The sequence below is a fragment of the Streptomyces sp. NPDC042100 genome, from assembly GCF_055582325.1.
This window is the reverse complement of record NZ_JBVJDK010000021.1, coordinates 24,230-39,365: the sequence shown is the minus strand read 5'-3', so window position 1 is coordinate 39,365 and position 15,136 is coordinate 24,230. Positions and strand designations below refer to the sequence as shown.

Annotated in this window: 13 protein-coding genes; 8 read left to right on the top strand and 5 right to left on the bottom strand. The window is 74.7% G+C overall.

Features of this window, described 5'->3' with window-relative positions; genetic code table 11:
* The first annotated feature begins 15 nt into the window (after nucleotides 1-15).
* On the top strand, nucleotides 16-1,191 hold the full coding sequence (locus tag ACZ6J5_RS32950; protein WP_469397592.1) for an alpha/beta hydrolase family protein: 1,176 nt from the start codon (nucleotides 16-18) through the stop codon (nucleotides 1,189-1,191).
* A gap of 103 nt (nucleotides 1,192-1,294) precedes the next feature.
* Here the strand turns inward: ACZ6J5_RS32950 and ACZ6J5_RS32945 are convergent, their stop codons facing one another.
* Nucleotides 1,295-1,897, bottom strand: coding sequence for a cysteine hydrolase family protein (locus tag ACZ6J5_RS32945; protein ID WP_469397591.1), 603 nt, complete (start codon nucleotides 1,895-1,897; stop codon nucleotides 1,295-1,297).
* A 172-nt stretch (nucleotides 1,898-2,069) separates the two neighbouring features.
* On the opposite strand from ACZ6J5_RS32945, the gene ACZ6J5_RS32940 reads away from it, so the two are divergent.
* Complete coding sequence (locus ACZ6J5_RS32940; RefSeq protein ID WP_469397589.1) at nucleotides 2,070-2,450, top strand: metalloregulator ArsR/SmtB family transcription factor; 381 nt, start codon at nucleotides 2,070-2,072, stop codon at nucleotides 2,448-2,450.
* A complete protein-coding gene (locus tag ACZ6J5_RS32935; protein ID WP_469397587.1) occupies nucleotides 2,447-3,226 on the top strand; it encodes a DUF2071 domain-containing protein in 780 nt (259 codons plus the stop codon). The genes ACZ6J5_RS32940 and ACZ6J5_RS32935 overlap by 4 nt, the downstream gene beginning before the upstream one ends.
* On the opposite strand, the gene ACZ6J5_RS32930 is transcribed toward ACZ6J5_RS32935, so the two are convergent.
* The gene (locus ACZ6J5_RS32930) at nucleotides 3,187-4,137 is read right to left on the bottom strand and encodes a GlxA family transcriptional regulator (protein WP_469397586.1); all 951 of its coding nucleotides are present in this window, start codon (nucleotides 4,135-4,137) and stop codon (nucleotides 3,187-3,189) included. The genes ACZ6J5_RS32935 and ACZ6J5_RS32930 overlap by 40 nt on opposite strands.
* A 69-nt stretch (nucleotides 4,138-4,206) precedes the next feature.
* Here ACZ6J5_RS32930 and ACZ6J5_RS32925 point away from each other — a divergent pair, with 69 nt between their 5' ends.
* Entirely contained in the window at nucleotides 4,207-5,163 is a 957-nt protein-coding gene (locus ACZ6J5_RS32925) for an NADP-dependent oxidoreductase (protein WP_469397584.1), read from the top strand.
* 107 nt (nucleotides 5,164-5,270) lie between these two features.
* Here ACZ6J5_RS32925 and ACZ6J5_RS32920 read toward each other — a convergent pair whose 3' ends face one another.
* The 3 genes from ACZ6J5_RS32920 to ACZ6J5_RS32910 all read right to left on the bottom strand — a co-directional run bounded on the left by ACZ6J5_RS32920 (nucleotide 5,271) and on the right by ACZ6J5_RS32910 (nucleotide 8,143).
* A complete protein-coding gene (locus ACZ6J5_RS32920; protein WP_469397582.1) occupies nucleotides 5,271-6,542 on the bottom strand; it encodes a cation:proton antiporter in 1,272 nt (423 codons plus the stop codon).
* Nucleotides 6,543-6,545: 3 nt separating this feature from the next.
* Entirely contained in the window at nucleotides 6,546-7,031 is a 486-nt protein-coding gene (locus ACZ6J5_RS32915) for a cation:proton antiporter regulatory subunit (protein WP_469397581.1), read from the bottom strand.
* Nucleotides 7,032-7,147: 116 nt separating this feature from the next.
* A complete protein-coding gene (locus ACZ6J5_RS32910; RefSeq protein WP_469397580.1) occupies nucleotides 7,148-8,143 on the bottom strand; it encodes an aminoglycoside phosphotransferase family protein in 996 nt (331 codons plus the stop codon).
* Nucleotides 8,144-8,258: 115 nt separating this feature from the next.
* Here ACZ6J5_RS32910 and ACZ6J5_RS32905 point away from each other — a divergent pair, with 115 nt between their 5' ends.
* From ACZ6J5_RS32905 to ACZ6J5_RS32890, 4 genes are all read left to right on the top strand, one after another.
* A complete protein-coding gene (locus ACZ6J5_RS32905) occupies nucleotides 8,259-9,596 on the top strand; it encodes a hypothetical protein (protein WP_469397578.1) in 1,338 nt (445 codons plus the stop codon).
* A 90-nt stretch (nucleotides 9,597-9,686) separates the two neighbouring features.
* Nucleotides 9,687-10,418, top strand: coding sequence for a GmrSD restriction endonuclease domain-containing protein (locus tag ACZ6J5_RS32900; protein WP_469397577.1), 732 nt, complete (start codon nucleotides 9,687-9,689; stop codon nucleotides 10,416-10,418).
* A 418-nt stretch (nucleotides 10,419-10,836) separates the two neighbouring features.
* Nucleotides 10,837-13,566: a class III lanthionine synthetase LanKC N-terminal domain-containing protein gene (locus ACZ6J5_RS32895; RefSeq protein WP_469397575.1), complete on the top strand. Its 2,730-nt coding sequence runs from the start codon at nucleotides 10,837-10,839 to the stop codon at nucleotides 13,564-13,566.
* Entirely contained in the window at nucleotides 13,563-15,110 is a 1,548-nt protein-coding gene (locus ACZ6J5_RS32890; RefSeq protein ID WP_469397574.1) for an ATP-binding cassette domain-containing protein, read from the top strand. Before ACZ6J5_RS32895 ends, ACZ6J5_RS32890 begins: the two co-directional genes overlap by 4 nt.
* The last annotated feature ends 26 nt before the right edge of the window (nucleotides 15,111-15,136 follow it).

Sequence of the window (15,136 nt, the reverse complement as noted above, 5' to 3'; positions counted from 1 at the left end):
CGTAGCGTCGCCCCCATGCTCACAACGACCCGGGCGGCCGCCGCCGCCCTCCTCGCCTGCGCCCTCGCCTTACCGGCGGCGGTGCCGTCCGCCGCCGCGCCCGCGCCCGCCGCGTCCGCCCGCGCCTCGACGCCCGCCCCGCTCGAACTGCCCGCGCCCACCGGCCCGGAGCGCGTCGGCAGCACGGTCCTGCACCTCGTCGACCGCTCCCGCCGCGACCCCTGGGTGCCCACGGCCGACGGGCGCGAGCTGATGGTGACCCTCCACTACCCGGCGGCCCGCCGCTCGCACGGCGCCCCCGCCCCGTACGCGACCGAGGGGGAGGCCCGGCTGCTGCTGGGCGGCATCGGCGTCGGGGACCCGGCGGCGGCCCACGCGCTGGCCGCGATGCCCACGCACAGCGAGACCGGGGTGCGGCCCGCGCCGGGCCGTCACCCCCTGGTGGTCCTCTCGCCCGGCTTCAGCGTGTCGCGGTTCACCCTCACCCACCTCGCCGAGGACCTGGCCTCGCGCGGCTACGTCGTGGCGTCCGTCGACCACGCCTACGAGTCCTACGGCACGGCCGTGCCCGACGGCCGGATCCTCACCTGTGTGGCGTGCGAGGCGCTCGACGAGGACGGCGTGCCCCCGAGCACCGTCACCGCCGCCCGCGCGGCGGACACGCGCTTCCTGCTCGACCGGCTGACCGGCCCGCGCCCCGCCTGGCGGTACGCGGGCGCCATCGACCGGAGCAGGATCGGCATGGCCGGGCACTCCATCGGCGGCGCGAGCGCGGCCACCGCGATGCTCGCGGACCGGCGCGTCGACGCCGGGGTGAACATGGACGGCGCGTTCTGGGACACCCTGCCCGCCGGGGGGCTGGGCGGGCGGCCGTTCCTGCTGCTCGGCACAGGCGACGCGGTGCACCTGCCGGGCGGCCAGGACGCCACCTGGGACGCCACCTGGCCGCAGCTCGGCGGCTGGAAGCGCTGGCTGACCGTGGCTGGGACGGACCACTTCAGCTTCTCGGACGGGCCGGTGCTCCAGCGCCGCTTCGGGCTGCCCACCGGCGGCATCGAGGCCGAACGGGCGCTGGCCCTCACCCGCGTCTACGTCGGCGCCTTCTTCGACCGGCACCTGCGCGGCCGCTCCGAACCCCTCCTCGCGGGGCCGAGCCCGCTGCACCCGGAGGTCAGGTTCCACCGGCCCTGAGCCGGCCGGGGGCCGGGGCCCGGGGGCCGGGGCGCGTGGTCCCCGCCCCGGTCCCCGGGGGCGCACCCCCGTGCCGCCCCCGGAGCCGGGGCGGGGGCCCGGCTCAGCGCAGCGACGCGACGGTCGGGACGACGACCCCGTACAGGTCCCCGATGGTCGCGAGCGCGCCCCGGTGCAGCTCATCGGCCGTCACCTCGCCCGCGGCGGTGCCCAGGGGGCGGGTGGCGCAGGCGTCGGCGACGACGGTGGGCCGGTCGCCGCGCAGGAAGGCGCCCGCGGTCGTGAACGCCACGCACATGTGGGTCATGAACCCGGCGACGACGAGGTCCTTGTTCCCGGCGGCGTCCAGGTGCTCGGCCAGGTCGGTGCCGACGAAGCCGTCCGGCGCGGTCTTCACCACGACGGGCTCGCCCTCGACCGGGGCGACCCGGGGGTGGATCGCCCCGATCTCGGCGCGGATGTCGTACGGAGTGCCCTCGCCGCCGTCGTTGACGACGTGGACGACCTTGGCGCCGGCCGCCCGCGCCCGGGCCAGCAGCTCGGCGGCGGAGTCGAGCGCCGCCTCCCAGCCGTCCAGCTCCATCACGCCCCGCGTGTAGGTGTTCTGGTAGTCGATCAGGAGCAGCGTGGCCCCGGCGAGCGAGGCGGGGGCGGCGTCGAAGCCGTCGAGCTCGCGCAGCGTGGTGGAGGGGGAGGAGGCGGACATGGGGCGCCCTTTCGGTGGGTGGGATGGGAGTGGGGCCGGGGGAGCTCCCGGCGCCGTGTCTCCACGTTACGAACGTGCACCCGATGGCCGCAATGTCATGCGACTTGCAGATCCGGACATCGGCAAGGGCTTCCGTTGTTAGCTACTTAGCCATGGTGCTAAAAAGATCTCCGTGAGCGAACCAGACGACGACGCCGGCGTGTTCCGCGCCCTCGCCGACCCCACCCGGCGCCAGATCCTCGAAGACCTCCGCGCCGCCGGTGAACTGCCCGCCGGCGAGATCGCGGGCCGCTTCGCCATCAGCGCCCCCTCGATCTCCCGGCACCTCGGCGTCCTCAAGGGCGCCGGACTCGTCACCGAGCGGCGGGACGGCAACCGGATCCTCTACTCCCTCGTCGAGGACCGGCTCGCCACCAGCGTGGGGCGCTTCCTCAGCGCCGTGTGCCCCGAGCAGATCGTCCTGCGTCACACCAAATGGCGCCCCGGCCCCGGCGGCGACGCCCAGGAGCCCCACCAGTCCCACCAGCCCCACGGGCAGGAGCACCCGGCATGAGACCCCCGCACCTCGCCTCCGTCATCGAGCGCCGGCTGCTCGTCAACTACCGGGTCGCGCCCGAGGCCGTCGCCCCGCTGCTGCCCGCGCCGCTGCGCCCGCAGCTCGTGCGCGGGCACGCCGTCGCCGGGATCTGCCTGCTCCGGCTCGGCTCGGTGCGCCCCGCGTGGGCGCCCGCCGCGCTCGGGCTGCGCAGCGAGAACGCGGCCCACCGCATCGCCGTCGAATGGGACGGCCCCGACGGCGTGGAGACCGGCGTCTACATCCCGCGCCGCGACACCGCCTCGCTGGTCAACCGGCTGGCCGGGGGCCGGGTCTTCCCCGGCGAGCACGGCCATGCCGACTTCACGGTCCGGGAGACCCCCGACACCCTGCGGGTGGCGTACGCGACCCGCGACGGGCTGACCGGCGTCGACGTCACCGCGCGGATCGCCGACCGCCTGGAGGGCAGCGCCCTGTTCGCCGGCCTCGACGAGGCGTCCGCCTTCTTCCGCGCGGGCGACCGGGGCTGGTCGGAGACCCGCTCGGGTCGCGCCCTGGACGGGATGCGGCTCCGGACGGACGCCTGGCGCATCGAGCCGGGCCGGATCGTCTCGGCCCGCTCCAGCTACTTCGACGACCCCGAGCGCTTCCCGCCGGGCACCGCGGTCCTGGACTCCGTCCTGGTCATGCGCCAGGTCCCGGTGCGCTGGCAGGCCCTGCCGGACCTGCCCCTCACCGCGCCCGCCGAGGCGGGCTACGCCGCCGGGCCGGGGCCGCGGAAGGTCCTGCGGTAGGCCGCGGGGGAGACGCCGACGGCCGTGTGCAGGTGCCGTCGGAGGGAGGTGTCGGTGCCGAACCCGGCCTTCGCCGCGATCGTGTCGACCGGGTAGTCGGTCGACTCCAGCAGGTGCCTCGCGTGCGCGAGGCGCTGCTGGATGACCCACTGGCCGGGGCTGACGCCCACCTCGTTCTGGAAGCGGCGGATGAAGGTGCGCCGGCTCATCCGCGCGCGGGCCGCGAGGTCGTCGAGGGTCAGCGGGGCCTGGAGGTTCTCCAGGGCCCACTGGCGTGCTCCCGAGGTGCTCTGCGCCGTCGGCCCGGGCACCGGCTGGACGATGAACTGGGCCTGTCCCCCCTCGCGCCAGGGAGGCACCACGCAGTGGCGGGCCACGGCGTTCGCCACCTCGCTCCCGTGGTCCTCGCGGACCATGTGCAGGGACAGGTCGATGCCCGCCGTGGCCCCCGCCGCCGTCAGCACGTCGCCGTCGTCGACGAAGAGCACGGTGGGATCCAGGAGCACCCGGGGGAACCGCGCGCGGAACGGCCCGCTCAGCTCCCAGTGGGTCGTCGCCCGGCGCCCGTCCAGCAAGCCGACGGCGGCCAGCACGAAGGCGCCGGTGCAGAAGGACACCAGCCGGGCCCGCGTCCGCACCTCGTGCAGCGCCGCCGCCACGGCGGGCGGCACCTCGCGCGACAGGCAGCCGGGGTCGATGGGCGGGACCACGACGGTGTCCGCCTCGTACAGGGCCTCGATCGAGTGGGTGGGCGTGACGGAGAAGTCCGCGTTGGTGCGGACCGGCCCGCCGTCCACGCCGCAGGTCGACACCTCGTACCGGCCGTCCGCGACGCCGAAGATCCGGCTCGGGATGCCGAGATCGAAGGGGTACACGCCGTCCAGGGCGAGAGTGACCACTTTGTGCGCCATGGCGCAATCGTATCGAACCATGGCATGTATGCCATGGTCGCCGGATCGGCCACGGTGGACGGTGGAGCCATGAACCTCCACATCACCGACACAGAGGCACCGCTGATGCGTGCCGTACAGCAGGACTCCTTCGGCGGCACCGAGGTCCTCCGCATACGGGAGGTGGCGCGGCCGGAGCCGGCGGTCGGCGAGATCCGCGTGGCCATGCGGGCGGCGGGGCTCAACCCGACGGACTGCCAGCACCGGGCCGGCGGCCTGTTCCTCAAGGACCTCCCCCTGACCCTCGGGTGGGACGTCTCCGGAGTGGTCGACGCGGTCGGCCTGGGCGTCACGATCTTCGAGCCGGGTGACGAGGTCTTCGGGATGCTCCCCTACCCCTACGGGGCGGGCGCGCACGCCGAGTTCGCGACGGGCCCCGCCCGTGCCTTCGCCCTGAAGCCGAAGTCGCTCGACCACGTCCTGGCGGCGGCGCTGCCCCTGGCCTCGCTCACCGCCTACCAGGCCATCGTGGACACGGCGCACCTGCGCGGCGGGCAGCGTGCCCTGATCCACGCGGCCACCGGTGGTGTGGGGCACCTCGCCGTGCAGATCGCCAAGGCCCGGGGGGCGCACGTCACCGCCACCACCCTCGGCGACCACGAGGAGTTCGTGCGCGGGCTGGGCGCGGACGTGGTCATCGACAACGCCACCACCGACTTCGCCGCGGTGGCCGGTGACATGGACTTCGTCCTGGACCTGGTCGGAGGTCCGGTGCGGACCGCTTCGATGGCCCTGCTGCGTCCCGGCGGCACGATGGTCACGACCGTGCCCACGCCGATCCTCGGCGCGGAGTGCACCGCCGGCCGGGTGCGGATGATCGGGGTGCAGAGCGACCACGCGGGGATGCGGGCCATCGCCGGCCTCGCGGAGACGGGGGCCCTGGTACCGCGCGTCGCCGCCGCCTTCCCGCTGTCCCGGGCGGCCGAGGCCCACGCGCTGCTGGAGCGGGGCGACATGACCGGGAAGGTGGTCCTCGTGGCCGACTGAGCGACTGAGCGGCTCGCCGTCCGAGGGGGGCCGGCCGGGCGTCGGACATCGGGCGCGGGGGCGGGGCGGGCCCATCGGCCGCCCCGCCCCGCCCCCCCGCCGAGGCGCTACGGCAGGCGGCCCGACGTCCCGTCGCCGACCGGGTCCAGGTCCAGCAGCTCCTCGCGCGGCGGGGCCCCGGCCCCGGCCACCGCGGCTGCGGCCCCGGCCTGGCGCCGGCGCCGCAGCGCGGACAGGCGGGTGGCGACCGGCTCGGTGTAGCGGGCGGTCAGCGGGCCGAGGACGACGAGGATGAGCACGTACGCGGTGGCCAGCGGCCCCAGCGAGGGCTCGATGCCCGCCGACACGGCCAGGCCCGCGATGACGATCGAGAACTCGCCGCGCGCCACCAGCGTGCCGCCCGCCCGCCAGCGCCCCTTGACCGAGATCCCGGCCCGGCGGGCCGCCCAGTACCCCGTGGCGATCTTCGTGGCGGCGGTGACCACCGCCAGCGCGAGCGCGGGCAGCAGCACCGGCGGAATGCTCGCCGGGTCGGTGTGCAGGCCGAAGAAGACGAAGAAGACCGCGGCGAACAGGTCCCGCAGCGGGCTCAGCAGGTTGTGGGCGCCCTCGGCGACCTCGCCCGAGAGCGCGATGCCGACCAGGAACGCGCCGACGGCGGCGGACACCTGGAGCTGCTGCGCCACTCCCGCGACCAGCAGGGTCAGCCCCAGCACCACGAGCAGCAGCTTCTCCGGGTCGTCACTGGAGACGAACCGGGAGATCAGGCGCCCGTACCGCAGGGCGAGGAAGAGCACGAGCCCGGCGACGCCCAGCGCCACGGCGAGGGTCACGCTGCCCGCCGCGAGCCCGACCCCGGCGAGCAGCGCGGTGACGATCGGCAGGTAGACCGCCATCGCCAGGTCCTCCAGGACCAGGATGCTCAGCACCACCGGGGTCTCCCGGTTGCCGAGCCGGCCCAGGTCGCCGAGGACCTTCGCGATGACGCCGGAGGAGGAGATCCAGGTGACGCCCGCCAGCACCACGGCGGCGACCGGGCCCCAGCCGAGCAGCAGCGCGGCGACCGCGCCGGGCAGCGCGTTGAACGCCGCGTCGACCAGGCCGGCGGGGTACTGCGTCTTGAGGTTGGTGACCAGATCGGTCGCCGTGTACTCCAGGCCGAGCATCAGCAGCAGGAGGATCACGCCGATCTCGGCGCCGATCGCCACGAACTCCTCACTGGCGCCCAGCGGCAGCAGCCCGCCCTCGCCGAAGGCGAGACCGGCCAGGAGGTAGAGCGGGATGGGGGAGAACTTGAGCCGTCCGGCGAGCCGGCCCAGCAGGCCGAGACCGAGGATGATCGCACCGAACTCGATGAGGAAGACGGCGGACGAGTGCATGGATCACTCCCTTCCGAGTATCAGGGCGGCGGCGTCGACGCCTTCGCGGGTGCCGATCACGATGAGGGTGTCGCCCCCGGCGAGCCGGAAGTCCGGTCCGGGGGAGGGGACGGCGTCGGCGCGGCGCAGCACCGCCACGATGGAGACGCCGGTCTCGGTGCGGGTCCTGGTCTCGCCGAGCAGCCGGCCGCTCCAGTGCGAGCCGGCGGCCAGCTCGATCCGCTCGGCGACCAGGCCCAGGTCCGTGGTGGAGAGCAGGCTGGGGCTGTGGTGGGACGGCATCAGCGCGTCGATGAGTGCTTCGGACTCCCCGGCGGTCAGCCGGACCGACAAGGAGCATTCGTCGGGGTCGTCGCCGCGGTACGCGTTGAGCACCCGGCTCCCGTCCCGCCCCGCCACCACGGACAGGCGCCGGTCCTCGCGCGTGGTGAGGTCGTAGCGGACCCCGATCCCGGGCAGCGGTGTACGGCTCATGCGCGCAGCGGGCATGACGGGTCTCCTCGGCGAGGGTGGGCAGCATGAAGGAAGACGGACCGTGAGGCGGGCGTCTTGAGAATTACTTTACCCAGGCAACAAAGTGGCTGATTCGCCGGGATAGCGGAGGATCACCCCCAGAACGGACGGGGCCGAGGCGCCCCGGCCGGGCTGCTCCGGGTCTGCCGGCCGGGCCGTTCCGGGTCCGTGAGGGCCTCCGCGAACCGGTCCGCGAACAGCATCAGCCCGTCCCGCTCCGGCCCGCCCCGCGCGACCCGCAGCCCGTGCCGCCGCCCCCAGAACGCCACCCGCACCACCAGCAGTTGGGCCCACCGCCGGACCCGCTCCCGGTCGAGACCGGCGGCCTCCGCGTAGACGGCCAGCGTCCGGAAGGCGGCGGCGCGCGGATCGGAGAGGCCGAGGAGGTGGAGGGCGCGGGTCTTCAGGAACGTGCCCCCGTCGTACGCCGGATCGCCCACGCAGCCCTTGGGGTCCACCGCCAGCCACGGCTCGCGCTCCGCCCGCAGCACGTTGCGCGCGTGCAGGTCGCCGTGGACCAGGGTGTCCGGCTGCGCCCGCGCCAACTCCCGTACGGTGGCCAGCGCGGCGCCCACCACCCGGTCCGGCATCGTGTGCGCCAGCTCCCCGGCGTCCCGCCGCAGCTCCTCCTCCCACTCCCCGGCCCGCTCGCTCAGCCTCGGCAGCCCGGCGGGCGCGGGTACGGCGAGCCTGCGCCCGAGCGCGCCCGCCACCCGGGCCGTCTCGTCCGGGTCGCCCAGCGCTTCCAGGGTCGTCGGCTCGGCCCGCTCCAGGAGCATCGCGAAGCTCGCGTCGTCGCGCGCGTACAGGTGGACCGCGCCCCGGCCCGCCCACACGGCGAAGGCGTCCGGTTCATGGGTGTTGCCCGGGTGCGGGAACGACACCTTGAGCACCGCGGGCTGCCCGCCCGGCCGCCGGACGGGCACGATCAGGCCCACGCCGCCGTGCAGCACCGGCCCGTCCGGCACGCAGTCCCACCGCTCCAGCGACGATTCGACGAGGGCCGGCAGGCGGTCGATCCAGGCCGTGCCCGCACCGCCCTCGCGTGCGACGGTGGCGTGGGTGAACTCCTGCGGAACGGCGATCATTCCGGCACCCTACGGGCCGGGGGCCGGAACGGCCTTGCACCGGCACCGGCGTCATGATCGTATGTGCCTTCTTTCGGGCGATCATGACACGTGGGGGCAGGGAATGACCGGAAACATGGACAGACGTTCCGTCATGCGGGGGATGGCGACCGCGGGCATCGGCGCCGCCGGAGCCGTGGCGATGGGCGCCACCCCGGCGTACGCCGCAGGGGCGGGCGACGACCCGTACAGCGTCGACGTCATCGCCAAGGGCGCCGACCCGACCGGCGCCACGCCCAGCGACACCGCGTTCCGCGCGGCCGCCGCCGAAGTCCTCGCCTCGTTCCAGGGCGGCCCGATCTCGGGAGCGATCCCGAAGAAGGTCCTGGTCATCCCGCCCGGCAACTACCTGCTGACGCAGCCCGACTCGCTGCTGCCCGGCATCGACGGCAAGGGCAACGGCGGCATCGTCGACGGCCTCTCGATCACCGGCTACGGCAAGCGGCTCTCCCGGATCGTGTACGCGCCCACCACGGACGACACCACCCTGTGGACCAACTACCGCCGCTACAAGAACATCCGGATCTCCGGACTCACCTTCACCAGTAACAACCCCACGTCCAGCTTCTGTTACGCCTACTCCACCGACGGCGGCTACGGCGTCCAGGACACCTGGTACACCGACGTCGAGTGGCGCGGAAGCTGGAAGCGCGGCATCGGGCTCGACGGGCCCGTCGACTCGCCCGACCACTCCCTGCCCGAGTCCGACCTCAACAGCGAGATGGGCTGGGACCACTGCCAGATCGGCGGCAGCTACTCCGAGGCGTTCCTGGTCATGGGGATGAAGCCGACGGCCACCCAGCAGGACCAGTTCCTGAACTACTGGTTCCGCGACTGCAAGGTGGAGTTCAAGTCCGGGGTGTTCGTGAAGAACAACCGGGGCGGCTCCATGAACGTCACCGGCGGCTCCTACATCCTCACCGACCCCGTGGCCCCCGGCACCTTCTTCCAGCTCGGCTCCGAGGCCACCACCCGCGCCGACTCCGTCGCCCGGCTCTACGTCCAGGGCGTCCGCTTCGAGCTGCACAACGCCGACCAGAAGGTCATCGACTCGCGCTGGCACAAGGGCACCATCACCTTCGTGTCCTGCGACGACACCGCCGTCAGCCACCAGTCCTGGACCAACGGCGCCGTGCCCCACACGTACGCCTTCGACGCCATCGGCAACAGCGGCCCCATGGTCCGCTACACCGACTGCGCCCTGATGGGCTCCCACCGGGTGAGCACCGGCAGCACGCCGACCACCGTCGGCAAGGTGCTCTACGACGGCTGCCGCTTCATCGACATGGCCAGGTCCACCGGCGGCGACTCCACCGCCTTCCTCCGCTGGACCGGAACGGCGGCACCCCGCCACGAGATCCGCGACTGCCTCACCGGCGCGACCTACACGCCCGACGTCAGGTACCCCGCCTGACGCCCCGTGGGGGCCGCGGCGCGGTGCCGAGGCCCCCACGTCGTACGCTGCCAGGCGTATCGATGAAGGACGAAGGGGAAGATTCCGCTCATGGGGCGTCAGAAGCGTGTGTACATAGCGGGTTCGACGGCGGTCGCGGCGGTGCTGCTCGCGGTCACCGGATGTGCCGGTCAGGGAGGCGGCGGCGCGTCCGGCGACGCCAAGGGCAGGACCACGGCACCCGCCCCCCGCACTCCGTCCGGCGACGCCAAGGGCCCGGCCGACGGCACGCTCCCCGGGATCCCGGCCGCCGCCGAGGCCCGCACCAGCCTCGCCGCCCTCAAGGTCGCGCCCGAGGGCCCGATGACCGGCTACAGCCGCGACCGCTTCCCGCACTGGGCGGAACAGGGCGCCAACTGCAACACCCGCGAGACCGTCCTCGCCCGCGACGGCGCCGGTGTGCGCCGCGATGCGCAGTGCAAGGCCGTCTCCGGCACCTGGACCAGCGTCTACGACGGCAAGACCTTCACCAAGGCGTCGGGCCTCGACATCGACCACACGGTCCCGCTCGCCAACGCCTGGCGCTCCGGCGCGGCCAAGTGGACCCAGGAGAAGCGCAAGGCCTTCGCCAACGACCTCACCCACCCCCAGCTCCTCGCCGTCTCGGCCGTCTCCAACCGCTCCAAGGGCGACCAGGGCCCCGACGAGTGGCAGCCCCCGGCGCGCTCCTACTGGTGCGCGTACGCCCGCTCCTGGACCGAGGTCAAGTCGGTGTACGGGCTCACCGTGACGCCCCAGGAGAAGGCCACCCTCGGCCGGATGCTGGACACCTGCGCGGGCTGACCGCCCCTCCTGGCCCTCTCGCCCCTCCTGGCCCGGCCCGTCACCCCCGCACCCCCATCTTTCGCGAGGGATCCGCGACCGGATTATGGGGTGGCAGCTCCCATGTGCCAACCGGACGGATCGCGTTGACTTGCGCATGTCGCTCGGCGCCGAACGGCACGGAAGCCGCCCCAGTGCGCGCCGACCACGCGCACCCGACCCGGAGGAGACGACATGAGCCTCCCGCCCTAGTCATCCTCAGTCATCCTCGGCCCGGCACCGTCCCGGCGAGGGCGCCCCACGCCCCGCCCGGACCGCCGGCCGCCACCCGCACGGGCGGCACGGCCGGACAGGGGGCGCCCCACGCCCCCCGCGAGCGCCGTGACGCACCCGCCCCGAAGATGCCGTCGGCGGCACCTCGACGACCACAGAGGCTGACATGCGCGACCAACGATGGGTCCACCGGTTCCTCTTCGCCTGGAACGACTCCCTCTTCTTCGATCCGCTCGACATGTACCACGAGCCCCGGAAGGACCACTTCCTCGCCGGACTCGACGAGCGGACGCGGGCCCGTTTCGTCCGCAGCGGCATCTGGTGGAGCCATCGGCACGACCCCGCTCTCCCGCGGCAGGGCTGGAAGATCCACGTGTCCTCCCGGCACCGCCAGGTGCGGGAGGTAGCGGCCACGGCGATCGGCCACCTCGTCTCCCGGGGGATCGACTTCAAGATCGCGCTCGACCTCGACGTCTTCGAGATGCTCAACTCCAAGGCCATGGACCGGGGCAGCGGCGGCAAGCTGCTCACCGCCTACCCGCGCGACGAGGACGAGTTCAGGACGTGCCTCGCCGACCTGGCCCGACTCCTGGAGGGCGCGGAAGGCGCCGCCGTGCTGTCCGATCTGCGATATCGCGACAGCAAGGCCCTCTCCTTCCGCTACGGCCAGTTCCTCCCCGCCCCCGCCGTGGACGTGCTCGGCCGCCGGGTCCCGCGGCTCATCGGACCCGACGGCCGGCCGGAGCCCGACGACCGGCGGCCCGGCAACACCCACCCCTGGTGGGTGCCGTGGCCGTTCTCCGACTGGAAGCCCGCGGAGGAGACCGAGGGGGAGGGGCTCCTCGGCGGCCGCTTCCGCGTCACCGGCGCCCTCCACCTCACCAACAGCGGCGGTGTGTACACCGCCGAGGACACCCTGGACGGCGACCGGACCGTCGTCCTCAAGGAAGCCCGCCCGCACACCAGCCCCCACCTCCGCCTCGACTACGACGCCGTCGACATCCTCGGCCGCGAATGGAGCTTCCTGGAGCGCCTGTCCGACGTCGCCGCCTTCCCCGACCCCATCGCCCGCTTCCGGCACCGCGAACACCACTACATCGCCGAGGAGTTCGTCGACCGCGCCGACATGCGCACCGTCCTCCTCGCCCACAACCCGCTCGTCCGCCCCGGCTTCGACCCCGAGCGATCCCGCGCCTTCCTGCGCGTCTTCCTCACCGTCTTCCGAGGCCTCGCCCGCGCCGTCGCCGCCGCCCACGCCCGAGGCGTCGTCCTCGGCGACCTCACCCCCGCCAACCTGCTCATCGACCCCGACACGTACGACGTCACCCTCGTCGACCTGGAGACCTGCCGGCTCGTCGACGCCACCGGCGCCACCGGCGAGAACACCGGCACCGCCCCCGGCGGCACCCTCGACCGGCCCGTCGAGCTCCACACCCCCGGCTTCAGCCTCCCGCGCCGCGGCCCCCGACCCGCCGGCGTGGAAGGCGACCTCTACGCCCTGGCCGCCACCATGGCCTACTTCGCCTTCCCCGTCGCCGCCCTGTCCGCCCTGCGCGAGGACGTCCTCGACACCTACCGGGTGTTCTTCGACGCCCTCGGCTGGCCCGCACCCGTCCACCGGCTCGTCACCGACCTCGCCGCCGCCCGCCTCGGGCCCGCCGACGTCGTCGCCGCCCTCGACGCCCAGGAGACCGCCCTGATCGCCGGAGTCCGCCGCGACCGCCCCCGCCCCCTCGTCGACCCCGCCGCCCTGCGCACCACCGAGACCGGCGTCGCCGCCTTCGTGACGGCCGTCGCCGACCCCGCCCGCGCCACCCTCTTCCCGGTCGACCCCTTCGCCCACGTCACCAACCCCCTCAGCCTCGGCTTCGGCGCCTCCGGCGTCCTCTGGGCGCTGAACGCCTCCGGCGTCCCCGTCCGCCCCGCCTGGCACGAATGGCTGCGCGGCGCACTCACCGCCATCGACCTGGACGCCTACCCCGACGGCCTGATGAGCGGCCTCGCCGGCATCGCCTGGGCCGCCGAGTCCCTCGGGATGCGCCGCCAGGGCCGCTCCCTCCTCGGCCACGCCAACCGGCGCGCCCCCGAGACCGCCGACCACACCTTCTACTACGGCCTGTCCGGCGTCGGCATGACCAACCTGCGCTTCTACCTGCGCGGCGGCGACCCCCGCGACCTCGCCGCCGCCAAGGACTGCGCCCGCGTCCTGCTCGACACCGTCCACCGCGACGGCCGGCACGCCTACTGGCTCAACGACTTCTCCGAGGAGGGCCCGCTCACCGGCCTCGGCTTCGGCCAGGCCGGAGTCGCCCTCTTCCTGCTCCGGATGCACCAGGTCACCGGCGAGCACCACTACCGCGCCCTCGGCCGCGCCGCCCTCGACTGGGAGACGGCCCACGCCGCACCCCCGCCCGACGGCGGCCCCGGCATGACCGGACCCGAGGACTCCATGGAGCCCTACATCGAGGTCGGCTCCGCCGGAGTGGCCCAGGTGCTGCTCCGCTACGGAGACCTCGACGCCGCCCGGACCGTCCTGCGCGCCCTCGACGTCGGCCACTCCCCGCTCCCCGGCTACTCCTTCGGCATGAGCGGCACCGCCGACGCGCTCCTGGACGCCGCCCGGATCACCGGCGACGCCTCCTACCGCGAGACCGCCCTGCGGCAGCTCGACTTCCTGCGCCAGGTGTTCCTCTTCGAACCAGCCGCCCACTTCGGCATCCCGCGCCGCCCCGGCGTCACCCCGCTCGCCGTCCCCGGCGAGGGCCTGCTGCGCTGCTCCACCGACTACCTCACCGGATCCGCCGGCGTCCTGCGGGTCCTGCACCGCGCCAACCACGGCGGCCCCGCCGACCTCCTCCTCGACGAACTCGACGAGGTCGACGGGACCGGCCGGTGAGACGGCTCCGGCACACCCTGCGAGGACACCGACGCGCCTTCACCGGCGTCCTCGCCGCCGAAGCCCTCCTCGGCGGCGCCGAAGCCCTGCTCCACCCGCTCTTCCTCAAGGCCCTCTTCGACCAGGCCGTCCACACCGCCGACCTCCGCCGCCTCCTCGTCCTCGGCGGCTGCTACCTCCTCCTCGGCCTCGCCCTGCACCTCACCGGCCACGGCATCGCCCGGTGGCGCGGACGCTTCGAGAACGCCCTCGTGCTCGCCCTGGAGACCGAACTCCTCGGCCGCGCCCTCGGCCTCGACGGACGCCGGATCTCCGAGCGGGGCGCCGCCTCCTACGTCGGCCGCGTCCACGACGACGTCCGCGAAGGCGTCCTGCCCGCCGTGGGCGCCCGCATCGCCGCCGCCCGCCACGGCTGCGCCGCCGCCGTCTCCACCGGCGTACTCCTCCACCTCGCCTGGCCCGCCGCGCTCCTCCTGCTCGCGACCGTCCCGCCGCTGGTCCTGGCCGGCGGCCGGCTCGCCCGCCGCGCCGAGGCGGACACCGGCCCCCGGCGCGATGCCGAGGCCCGGTACGTCGACGCCCTCACCCGCACCCTGGAGTCCTTCCACGCCCTGCGCGGGCTCCCCGCCCTGATGGCCGGGGCACGCGCCGCCCACCGGGACGCCCTGCGCGCCTTCCTCGCCCTCGACCACGCCCACCGCCGCCGCGCCCGGCGCCTGCGGACCCTCGGCCGCCTCACGACGCACCTCCCCGACACCGCGTCCCTCGCCGCCGGAGCCCTCCTCGTCCTCGGCGGCCGGCTGTCCTTCGGCGGCCTCCTCGCCTTCGCGTACGCGCTGCGGCACGCCGTCACCGCCGTCGCCGGCCTCGCCGACGCGCTCCCGCGGACCCGCCACGAGAGCGCCGTCCTCGACCGCGTCGAAGCACTCCGCGCCGCCGCACCCGCCCGCCACCACGACGAGGGCACCCTGGTCCTGGTGCGCGGCGCCCGCGTCCGCTACGGCACCCCCGCCGACACCCCCGTCGCCCTTCCCGACCTCGGCCTCCGCCCCGGCGAACGCGTCCTGCTCCGAGGCCCCCACGGCTGCGGCAAGACCACCCTGCTGCGCCTCGTCGACGGCACCCTCGCCCCCGACCACGGCGAGATCACCCGGCCGCCCCGCGTCGCCAGCCTCACCTCCCCGGTCCGCCTGCCCCCGCTCCCGGTCCGCGCCCTCGTCGCCGACCCCCGGCTGCGCACCGCCCTGGGCCTCGACGGACTCGCCGACCGGCTTCCCGCCACGCTCTCCTCCGGCCAGCGCCGACGGCTCGGCGTCGCCGCCCTCCTCGCCGAGGACGCCGACGTCTACCTCGCCGACGAACCCCTCGCCGACCTCGACGACACCGGCCGCACCCTCGTCCTGGACCTGCTGCGGCGACGCACCGCGGACCGGGCCCTGCTCGTCGTCCACCAGGGCGGCGACGAACTCGACCCCCTCTTCGACCGGGTGGTGGACCTCTCCGCCCCCGCCGAGGTCCCGCACGGCGCCGGGACCCCCGCCTGACCACCCGGGGGCCGAGCGGATCCCTC

Bases quoted from the DNA above. Each gene is read 5' to 3' on its own strand.
- ACZ6J5_RS32900 (WP_469397577.1), top strand. From the start codon at position 9,687: ATGGGGCGTCAGAAGCGTGTGTACATAGCGGGTTCGACGGCGGTCGCG.
- ACZ6J5_RS32920 (WP_469397582.1), bottom strand. From the start codon at position 6,542: ATGCACTCGTCCGCCGTCTTCCTCATCGAGTTCGGTGCGATCATCCTC.
- ACZ6J5_RS32930 (WP_469397586.1), bottom strand. From the start codon at position 4,137: ATGGCGCACAAAGTGGTCACTCTCGCCCTGGACGGCGTGTACCCCTTC.
- ACZ6J5_RS32910 (WP_469397580.1), bottom strand. From the start codon at position 8,143: ATGATCGCCGTTCCGCAGGAGTTCACCCACGCCACCGTCGCACGCGAG.
- ACZ6J5_RS32950 (WP_469397592.1), top strand. From the start codon at position 16: ATGCTCACAACGACCCGGGCGGCCGCCGCCGCCCTCCTCGCCTGCGCC.
- ACZ6J5_RS32945 (WP_469397591.1), bottom strand. From the start codon at position 1,897: ATGTCCGCCTCCTCCCCCTCCACCACGCTGCGCGAGCTCGACGGCTTC.
- ACZ6J5_RS32915 (WP_469397581.1), bottom strand. From the start codon at position 7,031: ATGCCCGCTGCGCGCATGAGCCGTACACCGCTGCCCGGGATCGGGGTC.
- ACZ6J5_RS32925 (WP_469397584.1), top strand. From the start codon at position 4,207: ATGAACCTCCACATCACCGACACAGAGGCACCGCTGATGCGTGCCGTA.
- ACZ6J5_RS32895 (WP_469397575.1), top strand. From the start codon at position 10,837: ATGCGCGACCAACGATGGGTCCACCGGTTCCTCTTCGCCTGGAACGAC.
- ACZ6J5_RS32935 (WP_469397587.1), top strand. From the start codon at position 2,447: ATGAGACCCCCGCACCTCGCCTCCGTCATCGAGCGCCGGCTGCTCGTC.
- ACZ6J5_RS32905 (WP_469397578.1), top strand. From the start codon at position 8,259: ATGGACAGACGTTCCGTCATGCGGGGGATGGCGACCGCGGGCATCGGC.